This is a genomic window from Nocardioides terrigena (assembly GCF_003047265.1).
GTDB lineage: Bacteria > Actinomycetota > Actinomycetes > Propionibacteriales > Nocardioidaceae > Nocardioides > Nocardioides terrigena.
Genome location: NZ_PZYY01000004.1, coordinates 130,609 through 151,246, shown reverse-complemented (window position 1 = coordinate 151,246; position 20,638 = coordinate 130,609). Strand labels below are relative to the sequence as shown.

17 protein-coding genes are annotated in these 20,638 nt (G+C 73.4%); 7 read left to right on the top strand and 10 right to left on the bottom strand.

All coding sequences use genetic code 11. The features are described 5' to 3' along the window. The first annotated feature begins 11 nt into the window (after positions 1–11). Together DAE25_RS09955 and DAE25_RS09950 are read left to right on the top strand one after the other, a co-directional pair. Complete coding sequence (locus DAE25_RS09955; protein ID WP_107766061.1) at positions 12–2,351, top strand: ABC transporter permease; 2,340 nt, start codon at positions 12–14, stop codon at positions 2,349–2,351. Further along, positions 2,348–5,422 (top strand): FtsX-like permease family protein, encoded by a 3,075-nt coding sequence (locus tag DAE25_RS09950; RefSeq protein ID WP_107766060.1) that lies wholly within the window; start codon positions 2,348–2,350, stop codon positions 5,420–5,422. Before DAE25_RS09955 ends, DAE25_RS09950 begins: the two co-directional genes overlap by 4 nt. Before the next feature lie 36 nt (positions 5,423–5,458). Here DAE25_RS09950 and DAE25_RS09945 read toward each other — a convergent pair whose 3' ends face one another. Beyond that, on the bottom strand, positions 5,459–6,169 hold the full coding sequence (locus tag DAE25_RS09945) for a response regulator transcription factor (protein ID WP_107766059.1): 711 nt from the start codon (positions 6,167–6,169) through the stop codon (positions 5,459–5,461). A gap of 204 nt (positions 6,170–6,373) precedes the next feature. On the opposite strand from DAE25_RS09945, the gene DAE25_RS09940 reads away from it, so the two are divergent. Next, complete coding sequence (locus DAE25_RS09940) at positions 6,374–7,447, top strand: glycoside hydrolase family 26 protein (protein WP_107766058.1); 1,074 nt, start codon at positions 6,374–6,376, stop codon at positions 7,445–7,447. Here DAE25_RS09940 and DAE25_RS09935 read toward each other — a convergent pair. From DAE25_RS09935 to DAE25_RS09925, 4 genes are all read right to left on the bottom strand, one after another. Continuing rightward, entirely contained in the window at positions 7,419–8,111 is a 693-nt protein-coding gene (locus DAE25_RS09935) for a sortase (protein WP_107766057.1), read from the bottom strand. The genes DAE25_RS09940 and DAE25_RS09935 overlap by 29 nt on opposite strands. Positions 8,112–8,113: 2 nt before the next feature. Then, entirely contained in the window at positions 8,114–8,269 is a 156-nt protein-coding gene (locus DAE25_RS23140; protein WP_159083664.1) for a hypothetical protein, read from the bottom strand. A gap of 5 nt (positions 8,270–8,274) precedes the next feature. Then, the gene (locus DAE25_RS09930) at positions 8,275–9,372 is read right to left on the bottom strand and encodes a glycosyltransferase (RefSeq protein WP_107766056.1); all 1,098 of its coding nucleotides are present in this window, start codon (positions 9,370–9,372) and stop codon (positions 8,275–8,277) included. A 204-nt stretch (positions 9,373–9,576) separates the two neighbouring features. Then, on the bottom strand, positions 9,577–10,512 hold the full coding sequence (locus tag DAE25_RS09925) for a GNAT family N-acetyltransferase (RefSeq protein WP_107766055.1): 936 nt from the start codon (positions 10,510–10,512) through the stop codon (positions 9,577–9,579). A gap of 137 nt (positions 10,513–10,649) precedes the next feature. On the opposite strand from DAE25_RS09925, the gene DAE25_RS09920 reads away from it, so the two are divergent. Beyond that, on the top strand, positions 10,650–12,416 hold the full coding sequence (locus DAE25_RS09920; protein ID WP_107766054.1) for a DEAD/DEAH box helicase: 1,767 nt from the start codon (positions 10,650–10,652) through the stop codon (positions 12,414–12,416). A gap of 110 nt (positions 12,417–12,526) precedes the next feature. On the opposite strand, the gene DAE25_RS09915 is transcribed toward DAE25_RS09920, so the two are convergent. After that, positions 12,527–13,096: a YceI family protein gene (locus DAE25_RS09915; RefSeq protein ID WP_107766053.1), complete on the bottom strand. Its 570-nt coding sequence runs from the start codon at positions 13,094–13,096 to the stop codon at positions 12,527–12,529. A gap of 170 nt (positions 13,097–13,266) precedes the next feature. Continuing rightward, positions 13,267–13,410 (bottom strand): hypothetical protein, encoded by a 144-nt coding sequence (locus DAE25_RS23135; RefSeq protein WP_159083663.1) that lies wholly within the window; start codon positions 13,408–13,410, stop codon positions 13,267–13,269. A 395-nt stretch (positions 13,411–13,805) separates the two neighbouring features. On the opposite strand from DAE25_RS23135, the gene DAE25_RS09910 reads away from it, so the two are divergent. Further along, a complete protein-coding gene (locus DAE25_RS09910) occupies positions 13,806–15,245 on the top strand; it encodes an NAD-dependent succinate-semialdehyde dehydrogenase (RefSeq protein WP_107766052.1) in 1,440 nt (479 codons plus the stop codon). A 77-nt stretch (positions 15,246–15,322) separates the two neighbouring features. On the opposite strand, the gene DAE25_RS09905 is transcribed toward DAE25_RS09910, so the two are convergent. Continuing rightward, positions 15,323–16,846 carry a glycerol-3-phosphate dehydrogenase/oxidase gene (locus DAE25_RS09905; RefSeq protein WP_107766051.1) on the bottom strand — a complete coding sequence of 508 codons (1,524 nt, stop codon included), beginning with the start codon at positions 16,844–16,846 and terminating at the stop codon, positions 15,323–15,325. Next, positions 16,843–17,406 (bottom strand): TetR/AcrR family transcriptional regulator, encoded by a 564-nt coding sequence (locus tag DAE25_RS09900; protein WP_107766050.1) that lies wholly within the window; start codon positions 17,404–17,406, stop codon positions 16,843–16,845. Before DAE25_RS09900 ends, DAE25_RS09905 begins: the two co-directional genes overlap by 4 nt. 17 nt (positions 17,407–17,423) lie before the next feature. On the opposite strand from DAE25_RS09900, the gene DAE25_RS09895 reads away from it, so the two are divergent. Then, complete coding sequence (locus tag DAE25_RS09895; protein ID WP_234410963.1) at positions 17,424–18,995, top strand: FAD-binding oxidoreductase; 1,572 nt, start codon at positions 17,424–17,426, stop codon at positions 18,993–18,995. Further along, positions 18,992–19,897: a diacylglycerol/lipid kinase family protein gene (locus tag DAE25_RS09890; protein ID WP_107766048.1), complete on the top strand. Its 906-nt coding sequence runs from the start codon at positions 18,992–18,994 to the stop codon at positions 19,895–19,897. The genes DAE25_RS09895 and DAE25_RS09890 overlap by 4 nt, the downstream gene beginning before the upstream one ends. Before the next feature lie 16 nt (positions 19,898–19,913). On the opposite strand, the gene DAE25_RS09885 is transcribed toward DAE25_RS09890, so the two are convergent. Further along, positions 19,914–20,630, bottom strand: a complete 717-nt coding sequence (locus DAE25_RS09885) for a pirin family protein (protein WP_107766047.1) — start codon at positions 20,628–20,630, stop codon at positions 19,914–19,916. Between the last annotated feature and the right edge of the window lie 8 nt (positions 20,631–20,638).

Below are 20,638 nucleotides of genomic sequence, written 5' to 3'. Positions count from 1 at the left end.
AAGGTGGCGGGATGACCCGCCTCGTCCGCGGCGCCTGGAGCCGCCGGGGCGCCCTGACGACCCTCGTGCTGATGACCGCCGTGGTGGTCGGCGGTGCCGTCGGCGTGCTCGGCTTCGCCGCCGCGGCCGGCACCTCCCGGCTGCTGGCGGCCCCGCTGCTGCTGCTCGGTGCGGTCGCCGTGCCCAGCATCGGCGCCGAGCTCGCGGCCGCCCGCCGCGAGGAGATCGGCCTGGCCCGGCTGCGCGGCATCCACGGCGCGCGGCTCTGGCGGTTCCTGCTCCTCGAGCCCCTCGGCGCCATCGTCGTCGGCACCGCGCTGGGCGTCGCGCTCGGCGCGGGGGTGACGATCGCGTCCACGTCACTCTGGCTCGGCGAGGCGGCCGACCCGCTGGACCGGACGGCCCTGCTGACCGCCCTCGGCACCGCGCTAGGCGGCCTCGCCATCGTGGTGGTGTCCTCCGTCGCGGCGCTCCGTGAGCCGCTGGCGGTCCAGGTCGCCACCCGGGCGCGTCCGCGGCGGGCCACCACCGTGGCGGTCTTCCTGAGCGTCCTGGTGATCGTCGGCGCCGGCGTCGCGGCGTACCGCTCCCGTGCGGGGACCACCGACGACCCGGACGCCCTCGTCCTGCTCGGCCCGGCGCTCGTCGGCCTCGCCCTCGGACAGGTGGCGATCTGGCTGCTGCGCCTCGGCGCCCGGATCGCAACCGGTACGACGGGTGGTCGCGGCATCGCGCCCTTCCTCGCCACCCGTCGCCTCGCCCGCGCCGACGACCTGGTCACCCCGCTGCGGCTCGTCGTGGCGGCCGCGGTGGTGGCCACCCTTGCCGCGACCGGCGCCGCCGCCGTCGACGACTGGACCGACACCGAGTCGCGGATCTCGGCGGCCGGACCGACGGTCGTCCCGGTCGAGGGCGGCGCCCGCGGTGCGCTCGCCCTCACCCGCGAGCTCGACCCCGAGGGGGACCACCTCATGGCCACCGCCGTGGTGCCCAACCTGGACCGCCTCGCCGAGCGCCGCGCCTACGTCGACGCCGACCGCTTCGAGTCCGTCGTGGGCGACTTCTACGACGGCACCCCGGTCGCCGACGCCGCCGGGGCCGTCCCGGACCTCGCCGCCGACCTGCCCGACCTAGCGCTGCAGGGCGACACCCTCACCGTCGACGCCCGCGTCCTCGAGAAGGGCGAGGGCTCGACGGTGGGCATGGGCCTCGAGGTCGTGTACGTCGGCAACGACGACTCCCGGCAGTCCGCGTCCCTCGGTCTCACGCTGAGGAGCGAGGGCGCGCGGGCCAGTCGCACGGTCCGGCTGCGCGGGTGCGCCGACGGGTGCCAGCTCGTCGGGATGTCCGTGCGCCGGATCTACGGTGCGGGCACCAACGTCTTCAACCTCGACCCCGAGCCCTTCGTCGTGCTCCTCGAGCGGGTGGTCGTCGGCGAGCGCGACCTCACCGACCTCGCGTGGCGACCCGACGAGGGGTCGATCAGCGCCAACCAGAACAACCGGTTCTTCGACGACCTCGTCGACCCGCTGCGCCGGATCACGGCCAACCGGCGCGACGGCCTCGAGGTCGCGCCACTGCCCGAGGGACCGACGGCCCTCGTGCTCGCCGCGTCCGGGCTCCCCGTCCGCCTGCTGTCGGCCGACCTGGAGGACCCCGTGCCCCTCGACCTGGGCAGCAGCGAGCGCCCGGCCGACCCGCTGGGCTCGTACGCCGCCCTGCCGCTGGTCGGCTCGGTCGGCGTGCTGACCGACCTCACGGCCTCCTCGGTGGCGTCGGGTCCCACGGTGCCGAGCGCCGACTCCGGCATCGTGGCCGCCGCGGACACCCCCGACGAGCTCCTCGACCGGTTGGTCGCGACCACCGGCACCGAGCCTCGCTCGCTCGAGGACCTCCGCGACGAGATCGGCACCGCCGCCGGCGCCGACCAGGCCCGCGCCTACGTCCTGATGGCCGGGGCCTGCGTGCTGGTCGCGCTGCTCGCCCTGGCGGCCGGCGTGGCCCGGCACCTGCGCAGCTACCGCCACGACGTGGCCGCGCTGCGCGTCCTCGGCATCGGGGTGGCCACCGCCCGGCGCGCGGGTCGCGCCGAGCTCGCGTCCCTGGCGGTGCTGGTCCTGCTGACGGTCACCGTCGGCGGCTGGCTGGCCGTCGAGCTGCTCCTCGGCGGGCTCCCACTGGTCACGCCCCCGCCGGCGGCGCAGCCCCTCGACACCTCGGCCCGGACCCTGGCGCTGGTCGTCCCGGCCGTCCTCGCCGCGGCCGCCGTGCTCGTGGTCGGCGGCCGGGCCCGCGTCGTACGTGACTCCACCACGCGCCCTTCCCTGCTGCGGGACGAGGAGCGACGATGATCCAGCTCCTCGGCACCGTGCTGCGCGGCCTGCGGGCGCGCGCCCTCCTCAGCGTCGGCTCGATCCTGCTGACCGCGCTCGCGGTCGGCTCGGCGGTCCTCGGCCCGATCTTTGCCGAGGCGGTCACCAGCTCGTACGTCGTGACGCGGCTGCGCGAGGCGCCCGCGGCGTCCACCGGGCTGGTCCGCGTGCTCGAGCTCCAGTCGCAGCTCGCACCCCAGGCCGCGCGCGACCTCGCGGTCGAGGAGTCCACGGCCCTGGACGAGGGGCCCTGGGACGAGCCGACCACCACGCTCCTCTCGACGCGCTACAGCGCGCTGCGCGGGGTGGTGAACTTCTGGGCGCGCGAGGACGTCTGCGGCGGCCTCGAGGTGACCGGCCGCTGCCCGAGCGCCCCGGGCGAGGTCCTGATGCTCAACACCGACGCCGAGCGCAACGGTGCCGTCATCGGCGAGCCGCTGGAGCTGTCGATCTTCGAGCCCGGCGAGATCGAGGGCCAGTACCCGCGCTCCCCGATCGACGAGGTCGTGGTGGTCGGCACCTACACCACCCCGCAGTCCGACGACGTGTGGATGCTGCCCACCCTGCTCACGACCACCAACGAGCAGTCCAGCCTCTCCGGCGGTTACCAGCCCTACCAGCCGGCGCCGCTCATCACGACGTCCGACACCATGGCCGTGCTCGGGCCCGGCCAGTGGACGGTGCGCGTCGACACCCCGCTCGAGGTCCCCGCCGACCTCACGCGGGAAGACCTCGACGCGGCCGTGGAGACCGCCGCCGGCCTGGACTCCAGCACCGACGTGCCCGGCGGCACGCTGGTCGGCGTCCCCGACGTCAACAACCTCAGTGCCGTCCGCGACGAGGTCCGCGAGCAGCAGGCCACGGCCCGCGCCTCGATCGCGCCCGCCGTGCTGTCCCTCGTCCTCGTCGCCCTCGCCCTCCTCATGCGGCTGCTCATGGCCGCCAGCGAGATCCGGGTGCCCGAGCTCGCGCTGGCCTCGCTGCGTGGCGTCTCCTCGCGACGGCTCTGGGTGCTGGGCCTCTCCGAGCCGCTCGTGGTGCTCGCCGTCTCCGCCCCGGTCGGGGCGGCCCTCGGCCTCGGCATGGGCTACGCGCTGACGCAGGCCTGGCTGGTCGAGGGGTTGCCCCTGCCCGTGCCGTGGGTGAGCTGGGCGGCCGCCGCCCTCGTGCTCGCCGCCGCGGTGGGGGTCGCGGTGGTCGCGGTCGGGCTGGTGGTGCGCGACACGCTCGCCTCCCAGCTCTCCGGCGTACGCCGCCCGCAGGCCACCCGCCGCTGGTCCGTCGTCGCCCAGCTCGCGCTGGTCGCGCTCGCGCTCGCGGTCCTCTTCTCCAAGCTCGCCTCGGGCACCCAGAGCGACCCGGACGCCACCGACCTGGTCCTCCCGGTGCTGCTGGCCATCGTCGCCGGGCTCGCGGCCACCCGACTCACCGCCTGGCTGGCCACCTGGTGGACGCGCCGCCGCCCGCACACCCGCTCGCTGAGCGGCTTCGTCTCCGCCCGGGCGATCTCGCGGCGCCAGGAGGGCACCCTGGTGATCCTGCCGCTCACCGCCGCGATCGCGGTCGCCGTCTTCGGGGCGGGCGTCTACGACTCCGCGGCCACCTGGCGCGCCAGCGTCGCGGCCACCGCCTCGCCCGGTGAGGTCACGTGGAGCTCGCCGCTGTCGCTGCGCGACACCCGCGACCTGACCCGGCGCATCGACCCCGACGGCGACTGGGTGATGACCGCCGCCGAGGTCCAGAACCCGGGCGCCAACTTCTCCATCGTCGACGCCGACCGGCTGGCCACCATCGCGGTGTGGCCGCCCACGTGGACGCCCGACCAGCCCGTCGAGGACGTCGCCGCGAGCATCGAGACCGCCGGGGACGTCCCGTCGCTGGTGGGCCGGCGCCTGTCGATGACCATCGACAACCGCGCCCGGACCTCGAGCCCGCTCAACGTCGAGGTGCGCCTGGGCTCGGTCGGCGGCACCCCCGAGCGCGTCTACCTCGGGCCGTTCCCGCGCGGCGTGCACACCGTCTCCGGGCGCCTGCCCCGCACGTGCGCCACCGCGTGCCCGCTCGAGGGCCTCACCCTCGGCGGCGGCGCCGGCACCACGATGGAGATGGACGGCGAGGCCAGCGTGGTCGAGATCGCCGTCGACGGCGCCCGCGTCGACGAGGCCATCGACGGGGCCGGATGGGTCCCCGCCCCCGACTCCCAGGCCGCCAGCTCGATCGCCGACATCGACGCCGACAACGGGTCCATCGACCTCGTCCTCGACTCGGCCGGCCGGCCCGCGATGGCCCGCCTCACCTCCGGCGGCATCGCCCTCAAGCGTCCCGCGGTCCGTGGCGTGGACGTCTCCGACGAGGCGATCGAGAACCTCGACGGGTCCGGGGTCATCGGGGTGGAGCCGCGGGGCACCGCCGAGGGCCTGCCCTTCGTCGGACCGACCGGCCTGCTCGTCGACTACGCGTCGTTCATCACCGACCGGCCCGTCTACGACAACCTCTTCGAGACCCGGGTGCTGATGCGCGACGAGGCCCCGCAGCATGTCCGCGACGCCCTCGAGGAGTCGGGGCTGACCGTCGAGACCACGCTCGCGACCGAGCAGCGCGTCCTCGACCAGAGCGCCTACGCGCTCGCGCTGCGGCTGTACGCCGTGGTGGCCGCGCTGGTCCTGCTGATGGCGCTGGCCGGCCTCGTCGTCTCGACCGCGGTCCAGCTGCCCGCCCGGCGACGGGACGCCGCGGCGCTGCGCGTGGTCGGCGTACCGCGTCGCTCCGTGATGTCGGCGGTGGCGCGCGAGTTCGTCGTGGTGCTCGGTGGAGCGGCGGTCGCCGGCATCCTGGCCGGCTCGCTCGCGCAGTACGTCGTGCTGCGCACCATCACGCTGGGCTACGTCGAGGCGCTGTCGACGCCGCGGCTCGTCGCGGAGATCTCCCCGGCACGCCTGCTCGCGCTGACCGCCATCGCCGCGGTCGTGCTCGGCGTCGCCGCCTTCATCAGCGCCTGGCTCACCGTGCGCGGGGCCCGGGGGTCCACGCTGCGCGAGAACGCGCGCTGATCACCCGTCGGCCCCCTCCGCGGGGTCCGGGTCCCTTCAAGCAGCGTCGAAGCGGAAGCCCACGCCGCGCACGGTGCGGATCCAGCGCTCCTCGCCGTGCTCGCGCAGCTTGCGGCGCACGTTGGCCACGTGCACGTCGACGAGGTGCGTGTCGGTGGCGTGCTCGGTCTCCCAGACCTCGCGGAGCAGCTCGTTGCGACGCATCACGACACCGGGCCGGGTGGCCAGGGCGGTGAGCAGGTCGAACTCGGTGCGGGTCAGCTCGACGGGCTGTCCGTTGACCTCGACGTCACGGGCGTGGCGGTCGAGGACCAGACCACCTCCACCCTCGATGCGGCCGTCGCGGTTGACGCTCGCGGGCCGGGGGGAGGCCGACGAGGAGCGCGGACGGCGGAAGAGTGCGGCGATGCGGGCCTGCAGCTCGCGGGGCGAGACGGGCTTGCCCATGAAGTCGTCGGCGCCTGCCTCGAGACCCAGGAGCAGGTCGATCTCGTCCTGTCGCTCGCTCACGAACACGATGTAGCAGTCGCTCGAGGACCGGATGCGGCGGCAGACCTCGAGGCCGTCGATGTCGGGCAACGTGAGCTCCAGCACCACCAGGTCGGGCTGCACGTCGTCGAGGTGCGCGAGAGCGGTGCGACCACGAGCCGCGGTCGAGACCTCGAACCCGGCGCGTTGCACGGCGTCGCTGATCGTGTCCCTCGTGCCGGCGTCGTCGTCGACGACGAGGGCAGAACGGTATTTCATTGACTTCCCCCCGGAAGGTGTTGCAGCGGTCCTATCCTGCCTCATTGGACAAGGGTCGAACGTATTCGTGGCCCTCGCTGGGGAAAGACGCGCTCGTGGTCGCCTTGTTACGGCGTAGATACAGATTTGGCAAAACTGTCACCATGTTGACGATTGGTTGACATAGTTCCCGCCGTCCCCCCCCTGCTACGAACGGGAGCAGCCATGACGGCAGTTGCCGGGTCCCCCACGCCCCCCACGCTCGAGAGCGTCGACACCCCCACCGACGCGCGGCGCGACCGCGCCGAGGACCCGCGGGCCCCCCGCCGCGCGAGCACCCGGGTGATCGTCGTGGTCGCCCTCGGACTGGTCCTGCTCTCCACGGTCTTCACGTTCACCGGTGCCGACGCCGCCAAGGCCCGCGACCCGCTCCAGCGGAACGTCCGCTTCGGTGCCTGGGTCGAGGGGATGACCCTCGAGCCCGCCCGCCTCGACGCCCTCGGCCGCAAGCTCCGGACCGACGTGGCCGTGGCGTCGTACTACTGGGGCTACGGCGACGTCTTCCCCGCCGGCCCCGAGCTCGCGCACAGCCGCGGTGGCACCCGCGACGTGCTGCTGTCGTGGGACATGGGCGAGACCCGGTTCGTCGAGTGGAGCGGCGGGCAGCACGACGCCTACCTCGACCAGATCGCCGAGGCCGCGCTCGCCTACCCGTACGACGTGTACGTCCGCCCGTGGCCGGAGATGAACGGCGACTGGCAGTCCTTCCAGCCGACCCGCGACGGGGCCAAGGCCCACGGCGGCACTCCGCAGGAGTTCGTGGCGGCCTGGCGGCACGTGGTCGACCACCTCCGCACGGCGGGCGTCGACAACGTCAAGTGGGTCTTCAACCCCACCGTCGACACCTACGCCGAGACCACCAGGGTCGACGACATCTGGCCCGGCGCCGGGTACGTCGACGTGCTGGGGCTCGACGGCTTCAACTGGGGCCAGGACTCCCTGTGGGGTGAGTGGCAGGACTTCACGTCCGTGTTCCGCACCCAGTACAAGCGGCTGACGCGGCTGCACCCCTCCGCCCCGGTCTGGATCTGCGAGGTCGGCTCCAAGGAGCCGCGGCGCCACGACGGCGCCCCCCGCGACCGCCGGCAGAGCAAGGCGCGCTGGATCAAGGACATGATGACGGCGCGCGCCTTCCCCCGCATCGACACCGTCGTCTGGTTCAACGAGGCGAAGGAGCGGGACTGGCGGATCGAGTCGTCGCGGTCGTCGCTCAGGGCGATGCGACAGGCCCTGCGCTGACCCCAGCCGCGTCGGCCGCACTGACCCGGCGGTCGCCCCGGTCCGAGACCGGCGTGGAGCGCCCGTCGACGACGACGTCGGCGAGCTCGGCGACGGCGATCAGCCGCTTGGCCGAGCCGTACTTGGGCCAGCAGGTGGTCAGGGTGAGCTTGCGTCCCGGCAGCGGGTCGAGCACGTGGTGCGCGTCGGCCGCGACGATCCACGGCTCCTTGACGATCCTGTAGACCCAGGTGGTGTCGCCCTGCGACACCTCGACCCGGTCGCCGTCGCGGAGCTCGTCGAAGTCGATGAAGGGGTCGCCGTGGCCGGCCCGGTGGGCCGCGATGGCCGCGTTGCCCTCCTCGCCCGGCATCGGCGTACCGGGGTAGTGCCCGGGCCCGAGGTCGAGCGCGGGCTCGTCGGTGCCCTCGACCACGGCCCACTCCCAGTTGTCGCCGAAGCGCGGGATGCGCAGCTCGGCGAAGGGCTTCTTGTACGCCGACCGGCTCGCCACGGGCACCGGCACGTCCTTGCGGACGACCGGGCGCGGCGCCGTCCCCAGGGAGAGCTCCTGCTGGAGCCCCTCCTGGGTGCGGTCGGTCCGCCAGTCGTCGTAGCCGAGGCGCAGGACCACGGCCCCGGCCACGAGGCCGAGGATCACGACGAGGGCGAGCAGGCGACGCATGGTCAGCCCTGACGCTTGGGCAGGATCCGTCCGACGGCCAGGAAGGCTGCGATGATCGCGAAGCCCGCCAGGAACAGCCACATCGCGTCGAACCAGATGGAGGCACCCATCCCGGTCACGGCGAGGGTTCCCCCGCCAGCTGCACCGTTGTTGTACATGTGAATCACCACTTTCTCTCGGTGCCCAGGAAGGCCTGGGCGAATGCGCGGGCCTGGACGGCCTGCAGGAAGATGTCGAAGACGAACTCGATGACGACGGGAGCCGCCAGAGCCATCTGGCGGACCCCGCGGGCCCGCACGGTGACGACCCGCTCGAGGGCGAAGACGCCCGTCAGTGCGAGCCAGAACGGGTGGAGCGTGAAGCCCACCCCGACGGCGGCCACGAGGCTGCCGACGTAGAGGAGCGTCGCGAGCACGCCCAGGAAGCTGAGGAGCTGTCGACCCCAGTAGCGCAGGGTGACCCGGGTCCAGCCGTAGTCCACGAGGTTCTCGATGGCCCCCCGCTTCCAGCGCAGTCGCTGGTCGGACAGCGCGCGCCACGTCGGCATCACCTCGGTCTCGAGGGTGCACGCGGCGGGCGCGAGGATGCTGTAGCCGAGGTGCAGCAGGGCCAGGGAGAGCTCGTTGTCCTCGGTGAGGACGCGCAGGTCGTAGACCGACCCGGCGCCGGAGTTGTCGGGCAGGCGACCGTCGCGACGGGCGGCGATGACCTCGCGCAGCACACTCACCGGGAAGACCGACGCGGTGCCGGTGAGCACCAGGGCCTTGCCGCGCAGGCGGCGCACGTCGCGCTCGTAGCGGGCGTACTCGTTGCGCTGGAAGGTGCCGACCAGGCCGCCGCCCGGGCCGCCGCGGAACGTGCCGCCGACGCCGCCGAGGCTGCCCTCGCGCAGGTTGGCCCGGGCCACGGCGAGGAACTCCGGGTCGAGGGTGCAGTCGGAGTCCATGACCAGCACCTGGGCGTGGTCGCCCATCGTCGGCAGCAGCTGCTCGAGCACCTGGTTGAGGGCGCCGGCCTTCTTGTGGCTGTTGTCGACCGTCTCGTGCACCTCGGCGCCGCGCTCGCGGGCGATCTCGACGGTGCGGTCCGTGCAGTTGTCGGCGACCACGATGATGTGGTCCGGCGGCCGGGTCTGGTCGCGCAGCGAGTCGAGGGCCGCGCCGATCGACGCCTCCTCGTTGTGGGCAGGCAGCAGCGCGACGAGCGGACCCACGGGCCGCACGGTGCCCTTGCTGACGGTGCTGCTGACAGCACTGCTCATGGCACCGCGGCGCGCGGTCGTTGTGGTCGTGCCCCCGGTCTTCACATAGAGGTGATCGATCCAAACGGGCGGATCGAACGCGTTTTCAGGGTTTCTGGTTGAAAACTTGATCTACTTGCGGGGTTCTTGACAGTCCCTTGACGCAGGTGTGGACGTCGTGACGCGGGACACCCTGACACGGACCCTCCTCAGGATGGGGGAGGTTCACGCAAGCCGCACGGCGCGGTTCACCCAGGTGGCGACCGAGCGCATCCCGACCTTCTCGTAGAGCCCGAGGGCGCCGGTGCGGGAGTCGGTGCTCAGCTCGGAGATGCTCGCGCCGTGCTCGCGGGCCAGCCGGAAGCTGTCCACCAGCAGGGCCTGGGCCAGTCCGCGCCCGCGCTGGTCGCGGCGTACGGCGAGGCGCGCGACGTACGCGACCCCGCCGGGCGCGACGTGGACCAGCGACACCCCGACCACGGTGCCGCCGTGGTCGGTGAGCACGCGCAGGTTCCAGGGCTCGAAGCCGGGCCGCTCGACCAGCGAGGCCCGGAAGTCCTCGAAGGGCTCGCGGTCACGGACGGACCACTCGAGGAATGCGTCCTCGAGGACGTCGTGTGCGGCCCGCAGGTCGGCGTCGGCGGCTGTGCGGACGGCGTACCCCTCCGGGAGCTCGCGCTCCGGGATCTCCGTGCCCGGGGGCAGCTGGAGGACCCAGCTGGTCCAGCGCACCTCGTAGCCGAGGGCCGCGAGCAGCCGGTCGCCCGGGCCGCCCTCGGGGACGGGGTTGCCGACCACGGGGGAGCCGAGCCGGCGGCCGAGGTCGCGCAGCCACCAGGCCAGCCAGGTGCCGATGCCGCGGCCCCGGTGCGAGGGCAGGACTGCGGTGTCGGCACGGTCGACGCCCATCAGCTCGGCGTACCCGACCAGCAGGTCGCCGTCGAGGACCGCGACCGAGCGGGCCGCGAGGTCGTGGCTGGGCTTGGCCCAGTCGCCCACGATGTCGGCCTCCTCGATCTCGACGGTGCCGAGGTCCTCCTGCTCCTGCGCGGCCATCAGCGCGAAGACGATGCCCGAGTCCTCGCGCCTCAGCGGGCGGGTGGTGAGGCCGGCGGGCAGGGCCGGGGCGGGGTCGGTGCTGGCGTCCGCGGTGCTCGTCATGCGGTCCATGATGGAGGCGTGGAGGGGGCGCCGTCGCCCCATTATCAGAGGGCCGCGCGCCACCGACGGGCGGACGTGACGGACGTCGCCGCGACGACGAATCGGGTGCCCGTTGCGCTAGCCACTACCGTTGACGGGTGGTTGACGATACTTCCCCCGCCCCTGTCGACGTCGAGCAGCAGTCCTTTGCCGACCTCGGACTCGCCCCTGCAGTGCTCAAGGCGCTCGCGGACGTGGGGTACGAGTCGCCCTCGCCCATCCAGGCGCAGACCATCCCGCCGCTGATGGAGGGCCGCCACGTGGTGGGCCTCGCGCAGACCGGCACCGGCAAGACGGCCGCCTTCGCGCTCCCGATCCTGTCGCGGCTCGACCTGTCGCAGAAGACCCCGCAGGCCCTCGTCCTCGCGCCCACCCGTGAGCTCGCGCTCCAGGTGTCCGAGGCGTTCGAGAAGTACGCCGCGCACATGAGGGGCGTGCACGTGCTGCCGATCTACGGCGGCCAGGGGTACGGCGTCCAGCTCTCGGCCCTGCGGCGCGGCGTGCACGTCGTCGTCGGCACGCCCGGCCGGATCATGGACCACCTCGAGAAGGGCACCCTCGACCTCTCCGAGCTCCGCTTCCTCGTCCTCGACGAGGCCGACGAGATGCTCAAGATGGGCTTCGCCGAGGACGTCGAGACGATCCTCGCCGACACCCCCGCCGAGAAGCACGTCGCGCTGTTCTCCGCGACGATGCCGGCCCAGATCCGCCGCATCTCCAAGAAGTACCTCGCGGACCCGGTCGAGATCACGGTCAAGAACAAGACCACCACCGCGGCCAACATCACCCAGCGCTACCTCATCTGCTCCTACCCGCAGAAGGTCGACGCCCTCACCCGCATCCTCGAGGTCGAGAACTTCGAGGGGATGATCGTCTTCGTCCGCACCAAGAACGAGACCGAGCTGCTCGCCGAGAAGCTGCGGGCTCGCGGCTTCTCAGCGATGGCCATCAACGGTGACGTGCCGCAGGTGCAGCGCGAGCGCACGGTCAACCAGCTCAAGTCGGGCAAGCTCGACATCCTCGTCGCCACCGACGTGGCCGCCCGTGGCCTCGACGTCGAGCGGATCAGCCACGTCGTCAACTACGACATCCCGACCGACACCGAGTCCTACGTCCACCGCATCGGCCGCACCGGTCGCGCCGGTCGCAAGGGTGACTCGATCGCCTTCGTCACCCCGCGCGAGAAGCACCTGCTCCGGGCCATCGAGAAGGCCACCCGCCAGCCGCTGACCCAGATGCAGATCCCGACCATCGAGGACATCAACTCGACGCGGCTCTCCCGCTTCGACGACTCGATCACCGAGGCGCTCGGCAGCGACAAGCTCGACTTCTTCCGCGACGTCGTCGCGCACTACGTCAACGAGCACGACGTGCCGGAGGCCGACGTCGCCGCTGCCCTGGCCGCCGTCATGCACGGCGAGCAGCCGCTGGTCCTCGACCCGGCGTCCGAGCCGCAGCAGAAGGCCTTCGACACTCGCGAGCAGCGCCCCGAGCGCGGCGGCGGCAAGAAGCCCGAGCGGCGCCCGCGCGGGCGCACCGACGTCGACATGGCGTCGTACCGCATCGCCGTCGGCAAGCGCCACAAGGTCGAGCCCCGCCAGATCGTGGGCGCCCTGGCCAACGAGGGCGGCCTCTCCCGCGGGGACTTCGGGCACATCGACATCCGCCCGGACTTCTCCCTCGTCGAGCTGCCCCGCGAGCTGCCGGCCGGCACCCTCGACAAGCTCTCCGGCACCCGCATCTCGGGCAAGCTCATCGAGATCCGCCTCGACGGCGGCCCGCCCTCCCGGCGTGCCGACTCCCGCGCCCCCCGCTCCTCCGAGGGTGGCGACGAGCGGGCGCGGAAGCCGCGCCACAAGGGCTGAGCTCTCGCCCCTGACATGCAGCGAGCCGGCGACCCGCACGTGGAGTGCGGGACGCCGGCTCGGGTGCTTCTGCCGTACGCCGAGTGGTCAGGCGGACGGACGGGCCGAGATCAGGCGGACTTGATCGCCGAGATGTCGAACTCGAGCTTGATCTTGTCGGAGACGAGGACGCCGCCGGTCTCGAGCGCGGCGTTCCAGGTGAGGCCGAAGTCCTTGCGGTTGACGGTGGTCGCACCCTCGAAGCCGACGCGGACGTTGCCGAACGGGTCCTGCGCGGAGCCGGTCTCCTCGAAGTCGATCGTGACGGACTTGGTGACGTCCTTGATGGTGAGGTCGCCGGTGATGGCCCAGTCGGAGCCGTCGCGCTTCACGTCGGTCGAGACGAAGCGGATGGTCGGGTAGGTCTCGGCGTCGAAGAAGTCGCCGGACTTGAGGTGGCCGTCGCGGTCGGCGCTGCGGGTGTCGACGGTGGCGACGTCGATGGTGAGGTCGACGCGGGAAGCGGAGGGGTTGGTGGCGTCGACGTGGGCGGTGCCCTCGAAGCCGTTGAACTGGCCGCGGACCTTGGTGACCATCGCGTGGCGGGCCACGAAGCCCAGCGTGCTGTGCGAGGGGTCGATCGTGTAGTCGCCGGTGATGTCGTCGATGGCGGTGGTGGGGGCGTCGAAGGTGTCAGTCATTGGTGTCTCCCTTGGTCGGCCGGGGCCGGTAGTTGGTAGAGGATTCAACTACTCTAACCGTACCGTGGTCCGCTTTGTTCCCGTCAGGGCAGAAATCTTCGAGAAGCTCCCGAAACGACGAGGAGCCACCGGCCCGGTCGGGCGGTGGCTCCTCGTGCGAGTGACTGTCGTCAGGCGGCGTGCGGCGCTCGCGTGGCGATCCGCGGCGGCGCCCAGCGCGCCTCCATGTGGGTGCGCCCGGACTCGTCCGTGACTGCGACCCAGTGGCAGACGAGCCCCTCGGTCGTCCCCGTGGTCATCGTGTGGTCCCTCATGTGACACCTCCCGTTCACTTTCCGTTCACCAAGAGTAGCCGATCCCCATCCGGGCGCCAAGACAACGGCGAAATCGGTCGTGTCGCTCCACCTCGCCGCGTGTCGCGGGGGTGAGGTCGGGGGTTCCGCTCCACCTCCCGTTTGGCGAACGGATCCCGACCAGTGCGTACGACGGCGGGGCGTGGCGTGAGGGGGCGGCGCGAGGATGGTCCGGACGCAGACGAACCCCTTGCTGCATGGGGTCAGCAAGGGGCTCGCGGCAGAACTGTCCCACCCCCAGGGGCGAGGTGTCCCGATCTTGCCGAGATCGTGAAACTGGTCAGGACCGGTGCCCATTCGGGGCGTCGCGGTCCAGACCGGACGCCGCCCGTCAGCGGGTCTGGCACGATGAATTCATGAGTGATCAGCCCGAGTTGTTGTTCATCGACGGAGAGTGGCGAGAGGCCAACGACGGCCGGCGGTTCGCGGTGGAGGACCCGGCCGACGGGTCCGTCCTCGCGCGGGTCGCCGACGCGGGCGAGGTGGACGCCGCCGACGCCCTCGAGGCCGCCGTGGCGGCCCAGGCCGGGTGGGCCGCGGCCGCCCCGCGCGAGCGCGGCGAGCTGCTGCGCGCGGCGTACGAGCTGATCATCGAGCGCACCGACGAGTTCGCCCGGACCATCAGCCTCGAGATGGGCAAGCCGCTGGTCGAGGCCGCCGGCGAGGTGGCGTACGGCGCGGAGTTCTTCCGCTGGTTCGCCGAGGAGGCCGTGCGCATCCACGGCCGCTTCATGAGCGCGCCCGACGGCAAGAGCCGGCTGCTGACCCTCAAGCGTCCGGTGGGTCCGTGCCTGTTCGTGACCCCGTGGAACTTCCCCCTCGCGATGGGCAGCCGCAAGATCGGCCCGGCGCTCGCCGCCGGGTGCACCGTGGTGGTCAAGCCTGCCGAGCAGACGCCGCTCACCATGCTCAAGCTGGCCGACCTGCTGCGCGAGGTGGGGGTGCCGGCCGGCGTGGTCAACGTGGTGCCGACCAGCGACGCCGCGGGCGTCGTCTCCTCCCTGATGGCCGACGACCGGCTGCGCAAGGTGAGCTTCACCGGCTCCACCGACGTCGGCAAGATCCTGGTCCGCCAGTCGGCCGACAACCTCCAGCGAGTGTCGATGGAGCTCGGCGGCAACGCGCCGTTCGTCGTCTTCGAGGACGCGGACGTGGACGCGGCCGTGGCCGGCGCGATGATCGCCAAGATGCGCAACATGGGCGAGGCCTGCACCGCGGCCAACCGCTTCGTCGTGCACGCCGACGTGGCCGACCGCTTCGCCGCCGCGCTCGCCGAGCGGATGGGCGCGATGACCGTGGGCCGAGGGCAAGACGACGGCGTGCAGGTCGGGCCGCTCATCGACTCCGACGCCATCGACTCGGTCACCCAGCTGGTCACCGACGCCGTGCACGACGGGGCGAAGGTCATCACGGGCGGCACCGCGACCGGGGGCCCCGGCCACTTCTACCCGCCGACCGTGCTCACCGACGTGCCCGCCGAGGCGCAGATCAACAAGGTCGAGGTCTTCGGGCCGGTCGCCCCGATCACCACCTTCACCACCGAGGAGGAGGCGGTCGCCGCAGCCAACGCCACGGAGTACGGCCTTGTCGCCTACGCCTGGACCCAGGACCTGGCCCGCACCATGCGCCTCCAGGAGTCGCTGCAGGCCGGGATGATCGGCATCAACACCGGCCTGGTCTCCAACCCGGCGGCGCCGTTCGGCGGTGTCAAGGCGAGCGGCTTCGGGCGCGAGGGTGGCTTCGAGGGCATCGAGGAGTATGTCGACACGGTCTACGTCGCGCTGCCGGCCGGCTGATCGCGCCCACTTACGGGGTAGTCCGTGACGAACGGACCCCCGGAGGACCCTTGGGTCAGGGGTCCGTTCGTCACGGACTACACCAGCTGGGAGGCCAGTTCCAGCGCGCGCCGGGCCAGCGGCTCGGCCGCCGCACGGTCGACGGCGACGAGGCCGATACGGGTACGCCGGTCGAGCAGGTCGTCGACGTCCACCGCGCCCTCGTGGGTCACCCCGAACACGAGCTCGGCCAGCGTGACCGGGACCCGGTCGGAGACCGGGGCCAGCAGCTCGTCGTCGCCCAGCCCGGTCCGTCGGGCGGTCGCCAGGACCAGCGCGGCGTCGGTGCCGTAGCGGCGTACGAGCCGGGCCGGCAGCTCGAGCCGGGCCAGCTCGTCGCGGGGGGCCGCGCCGAGCAGCGGCGTGGTCGCGGTGACGCACCGGCCTGCGGTCAGGTCGCCGTGCGCGACGGCGGTGTCGACGGCGTCCTGCGCCATCCGCCGGTACGTCGTGAGCTTGCCGCCGACGACCGTCACCAGGCCCGTGGGCCCGGTCAGCACGGCGTGCTCGCGGGAGAGGTCGGAGGTGCGCCCCGGGCCGGCGTCGAGGAGGGGTCGGAGCCCGGCGAACGCCCCGACCACGTCCTCGCGGCGCAGCGGCCGGGCGAACGCCGCCGCCACCACGTCGAGGAGGAACCCGATCTCGGCCTCGCTCGGCTCCGGCACGTCGGGCAGCGGACCGTCGACCGGCTCGTCGGTGAGGCCGACGTAGACCGTGCCGTCGGGCTGCGGCAGCACCAGCGCGAAGCGGTTGGTCTCTCCGGGCACGGGCGCGGTGACCGCCACGGTGAGTCCGGGCAGGGTGTCGGCGCGCAGGACCAGGTGGGTGCCGCGGCTGGGGCGCAGCGTGATGTCGGCGGCGAGGTCGCCGGCCCACACCCCGGTGGCGTTGACGACCGCGCCCGCCGTGACGGTTCGGGTCGCGCCGGTCAGCTCGTCACGCAGGTCGACGCGTGTCCCCGTCGCGGCCGTGACCCGGGCGCGGGTGCGGACGTGGGCGCCGTACGACGCCGCGGTGCGGGCGACCGTCGTCACCAGCCGGGCGTCGTCCTCGAGCTGGCCGTCCCACGACAGGAGGCCGCCGCGCAGGCCGTCGCGGCGCAGCGCGGGCGCCATCCGGAGCGCCTCGGTGGCCGACACGCGGCGGGGGGCGGGGAGGGTCTCGGCGCCGGTGTGGGCCGAGATGCGCAGGGCGTCGCCGGCCCGCAGGCCGAGGCGGGTCAGGCCGGCCTGGAAGCGGGAGACGCTGGACATCAGCGGCACCAGCATCGGCAGGGGACGGGTGAGGTGCGGGGCGGTGACCTCCATCAGGATGCCGCGCTCGACGGCGCTCTCGTGGGCGACGCCGACCTGGCCGTGGGCGAGGTAGCGCAGGCCGCCGTGGACCAGCTTGGACGACCAGCGCGACGTGCCGAACGCGAGGTCGTGGGCGTCGACGGCGAGCGTGGTCAGTCCGCGGGTGGCGGCGTCGAGGGCCACGCCGGCGCCGGTGATGCCCAGTCCGACGACGACCAGGTCGACGTGGTCGGGCAGGTCGTCGAGGCCCGCGCGGATGCGGGTCACGGGGCGAGCACCCTCGCGATGACGAGGCGAGCCTCCGCGTAGAGGTCCTCCTCCGTCACGTCGTCGTCGACCATGGTGTGCCCGCTGAGCACGAAGCCGTGGGCCGCCAGCACCAGTGACCGGGCGATCACTGGCGGGTGCCCGGCGCGGATGGTGCCGTCGGCCTGGCCGGCGCGGACGGCGTCCTCGATGAGGTCCAGGATGAGGTCCTGCGAGCGGCCGCGCCGGTGCAGCAGGTAGGGCAGCAGGAGCTCGGGGTCGAGCTCGACGATCCGGACGAACAGCTCGTTGTCGCGCAGCGCGCGCACCGTGTCGAGGACGCGGTCGGCGATGTCGGCGTCGGGATCCCCGGCCGTCACGATGCCCGCCCACTCGCGGGTCATCAGGTCGCCGAGCAGTCGGCCCATGTCGGGCCAGGTGCGGTAGATGGTCATCCGGGAGACGCCCGCACGGCGGGCGACCTCGGTGAGCGTCGTACGCCGCCAACCGACGTCGAGGATGAGGGCGCGGGCGGCGTCGAGGTAGCCGTCCTGGGGACTGTTGTGACGAAGTGACGTCATGTGTCACAGTGTAACGCATGACGTCTGAGATGCACCCCCAGCGCTGGGGCGACCCGGCCGCCGCCGTCGCGCTGCCGGACACCGCCCGCGGGCTCGTGGAGCTCGCGTTCGGCGGGATCCGCGACACCTCCGCCGTGGTCGCCCCGGCGGGCGAGCTCCCCTCGCTGGACGACGCTCTGCTCGACGGGCTGCGGGCGGTCGTCGGCACCGAGCACGTGCTGACCGACACCGCGACCCGTGCCCTGCGCACCCGCGGCAAGTCGACGCCGGACCTGTTGCGCGCCCGCGCCGGGGACCTCACGGACGCGCCCGACGTCGTCGTACGACCCGGGGACGCCGCCGAGGTCGAGGCGCTGGTGGCCTTCGCGGTCGAGCACCACCTCGCGCTCGTGCCGTTCGGCGGCGGCACGTCGGTCACGGGCGGGCTGGTCGCCCGGCGGGAGGGGTTCGCCGGGGTGGTCAGCCTCGACCTGGTGCGGCTCGACCGGCTGGTCGCCGTCGACCCCGTCTCGATGACCGCCACCCTCGAGCCGGGCCTGCGCGGTCCTGCCGCCGAGGCGCTGCTCGCCGAGCACGGCCTGACGCTCGGGCACTACCCGCAGTCGTTCGAGCACGCCTCCATCGGCGGCTTCGCCGCCACCCGCTCCAGCGGCCAGGCCAGCGCCGGCTACGGACGCTTCGACGCCCTGGTCGTCGGGCTCACCGTGGTGACCCCGTCCGGCGTCCTGACCCTCGGCTCGGCACCCGCCGACGCCGCCGGTCCCGACCTGCGCCAGCTCGTCCTCGGCTCCGAGGGCACCCTCGGCGTGATCACGTCCGTCACGGTGCGGGTGCGCCGGCTCCCCGCGGTGAAGGTGTACGACGGCTGGCGCTGGCCGTCCTTCGCCGCCGGCTCCGACGCGATGCGGACCCTCGCCCAGGCCGGCCTGCTGCCCACCGTCATCCGGCTCTCCGACGAGACCGAGACGGCGATCAACCTGGCCGACCCCGACTCGATCGGCGCCGGCGGCGACGCGGGCTGCCTGATGGTCGTGGGCCACGAGGGGGAGCCCGCGTCCGTGGCTGCCCGGCGCGCGGCGGTCGCCGCGGTGCTCACCGGGCTCGGCGGGACCGACCTCGGGGAGGAGCCCGGCCGGGCCTGGGAGCACGGCCGCTTCCACGCGCCGTACCTCCGCGACTCGCTGCTCGACGTCGGTGTCCTCGTCGAGACGCTCGAGACGGCGACGTTCTGGTCGCACCGGCAGGGGCTGTACGACGCGGTCAAGGCCGCGCTCGCCGGCTCGCTCGGCGAGGGGGCGCTGGTGCTCTGCCACGTCTCGCACGTCTACGAGACCGGCTGCTCGCTCTACTTCACCGTCGCCGCTCGGCAGGGCGAGGACCCGCTCGCGCAGTGGGCGGCCGCCAAGGCCGCGGCGAGCGACGCGATCATCGCCGCAGGCGCGACGATCACCCACCACCACGCGGTCGGCACCGACCACAAGCCGTGGTTCGCCCGGGAGATCGGGCCGGTCGGCGTCCAGGTCCTGCGGGCGGTCAAGGACTCGCTCGACCCGACCGGCGTGCTCAACCCGGGGGTCCTGATCCCGTGACGAGCTCCTTCGCGTTCCTGGTCAACCCCGCCTCGGGTGGCGGGGCCGCGCCGGGTGCGGTCGTCCCGGTCGCCCGCCGCCTGCGCGACGCCGGGGCGACGGTCGAGGTGACCTACTCGCCCGGCCCGCAGGCCACCCACGACCTGGTGGCCGCCGCGGTCGCCCGCGGCGACGTGGTGGTCTCGGTCGGCGGCGACGGGATGCTGTGCTCGCTGGCCGGCGAGGTCGCGCGCCTCGGCGGGACGCTGGGGATCGTGCCCGCAGGCCGGGGCAACGACTTCGCGCGGATGCTCGGGCTGCCCGACGACCCGCTCGCTCAGGCCGACGTGCTGCTCGCCGGCGCCACCCGCCGGGTCGACCTCGTCTCGTGGGCGGTCGGCGGCGTCTCGCGGGTGGTCGCCGGGTCGGTCTACGCCGGCGTCGACGCCCGGGCCGCCGCGATCGTCGACCGGGTCCGCTGGCTGCCCGGCCCGGTGCAGTACCCCTACGCCGCCGTCCGCGCCCTCGCGACCTACCGCCCCGCCCGCTACCGCGTCGTCGTCGACGGGGTCGTCGGCGAGTACGACGCCGCCACCGTCGTCGTCGCCAACTCCCGCTACTACGGCAAGGGGATGGCGATCGCGCCCGCCGCCAGCCTCGCCGACGGGCTGCTCGACGTGGTCGTGATCGAGGCCACGTCCAAGCGCGAGCTCATCCGCTCGCTCCCCACGGTCTACGACGGCTCGCACGTCACGCTGCCCGAGGTCACCGTCCTCACCGGGGCGCGCATCGAGCTGTCCGCCGACGCCCGGGTGCCTGTGCCCGTCGGGGGTGACGGCGAGCCGCTCGGGGTCCTCCCGTCGCTCGCCTCGCCGCCGGCGGTCGCCTCGGTGCTGCCGGGGGCGCTCGCCGTCATCGCCTGACCGGGCAACCTGGTGGTCAGCGGAAGGTCCAGACCAGCAGGTCGGTGTGCTCGGTCGCGGTGACCACCCGCCCGGGCTCGTCGGAGAGGCGCAGCGCGTCGCCCTCCGAGAGCCGTCCGGTGCCCGGTCCGCCGTCAGCTCCGCCGGCCGTCCCGTCCCTGAGGTCGAGGGCACCGGTGGCCGCGAAGGCGTGGACCAGCGGCGCGTCGGGGAGGGCGACGGTCTCGCCGGGCGCGAGCCGGGCGACCTGCAGGGACGCTCCCGTCGTACGGATCGGGAGACCTCCCGACCCGGCGACCGGCACCAGTCCGGACCCGTCGAGGTCCACCGCCAGCTCCTGGTGCTCGGGGCTGCCGCCGGGCGAGTCGGGGCGCACCCACGCCTGCACGAAGCGGGTCGGGCCCGACGCGGGGTCGGCGACCTCGGTGTGCCGGATGCCCGAGCCCGCGCTCATCGCCTGCACCGTGCCCGCGCCGATCGGCGAGGTGTGGCCGGTGGAGTCGGTGTGCAGCAGGACCCCCGACAGCACCCAGGTGACGATCTCGAGGTCCTGGTGCGGGTGGTCGGGGTAGCCACCACCGGGCTGGAGGAGGTCGTCGTTGTGGCAGACCAGGGGACCGAAGCCGAGGTTGGCGGGGTCGTAGTGCGGGCCGAACGAGAAGGAGTGCCGCGTCACGCGGTCCGCCTCGTGGGTGGAGAACCTCTGCCATCCGGCGTACACGGTCGCGGCCATGCCGATAT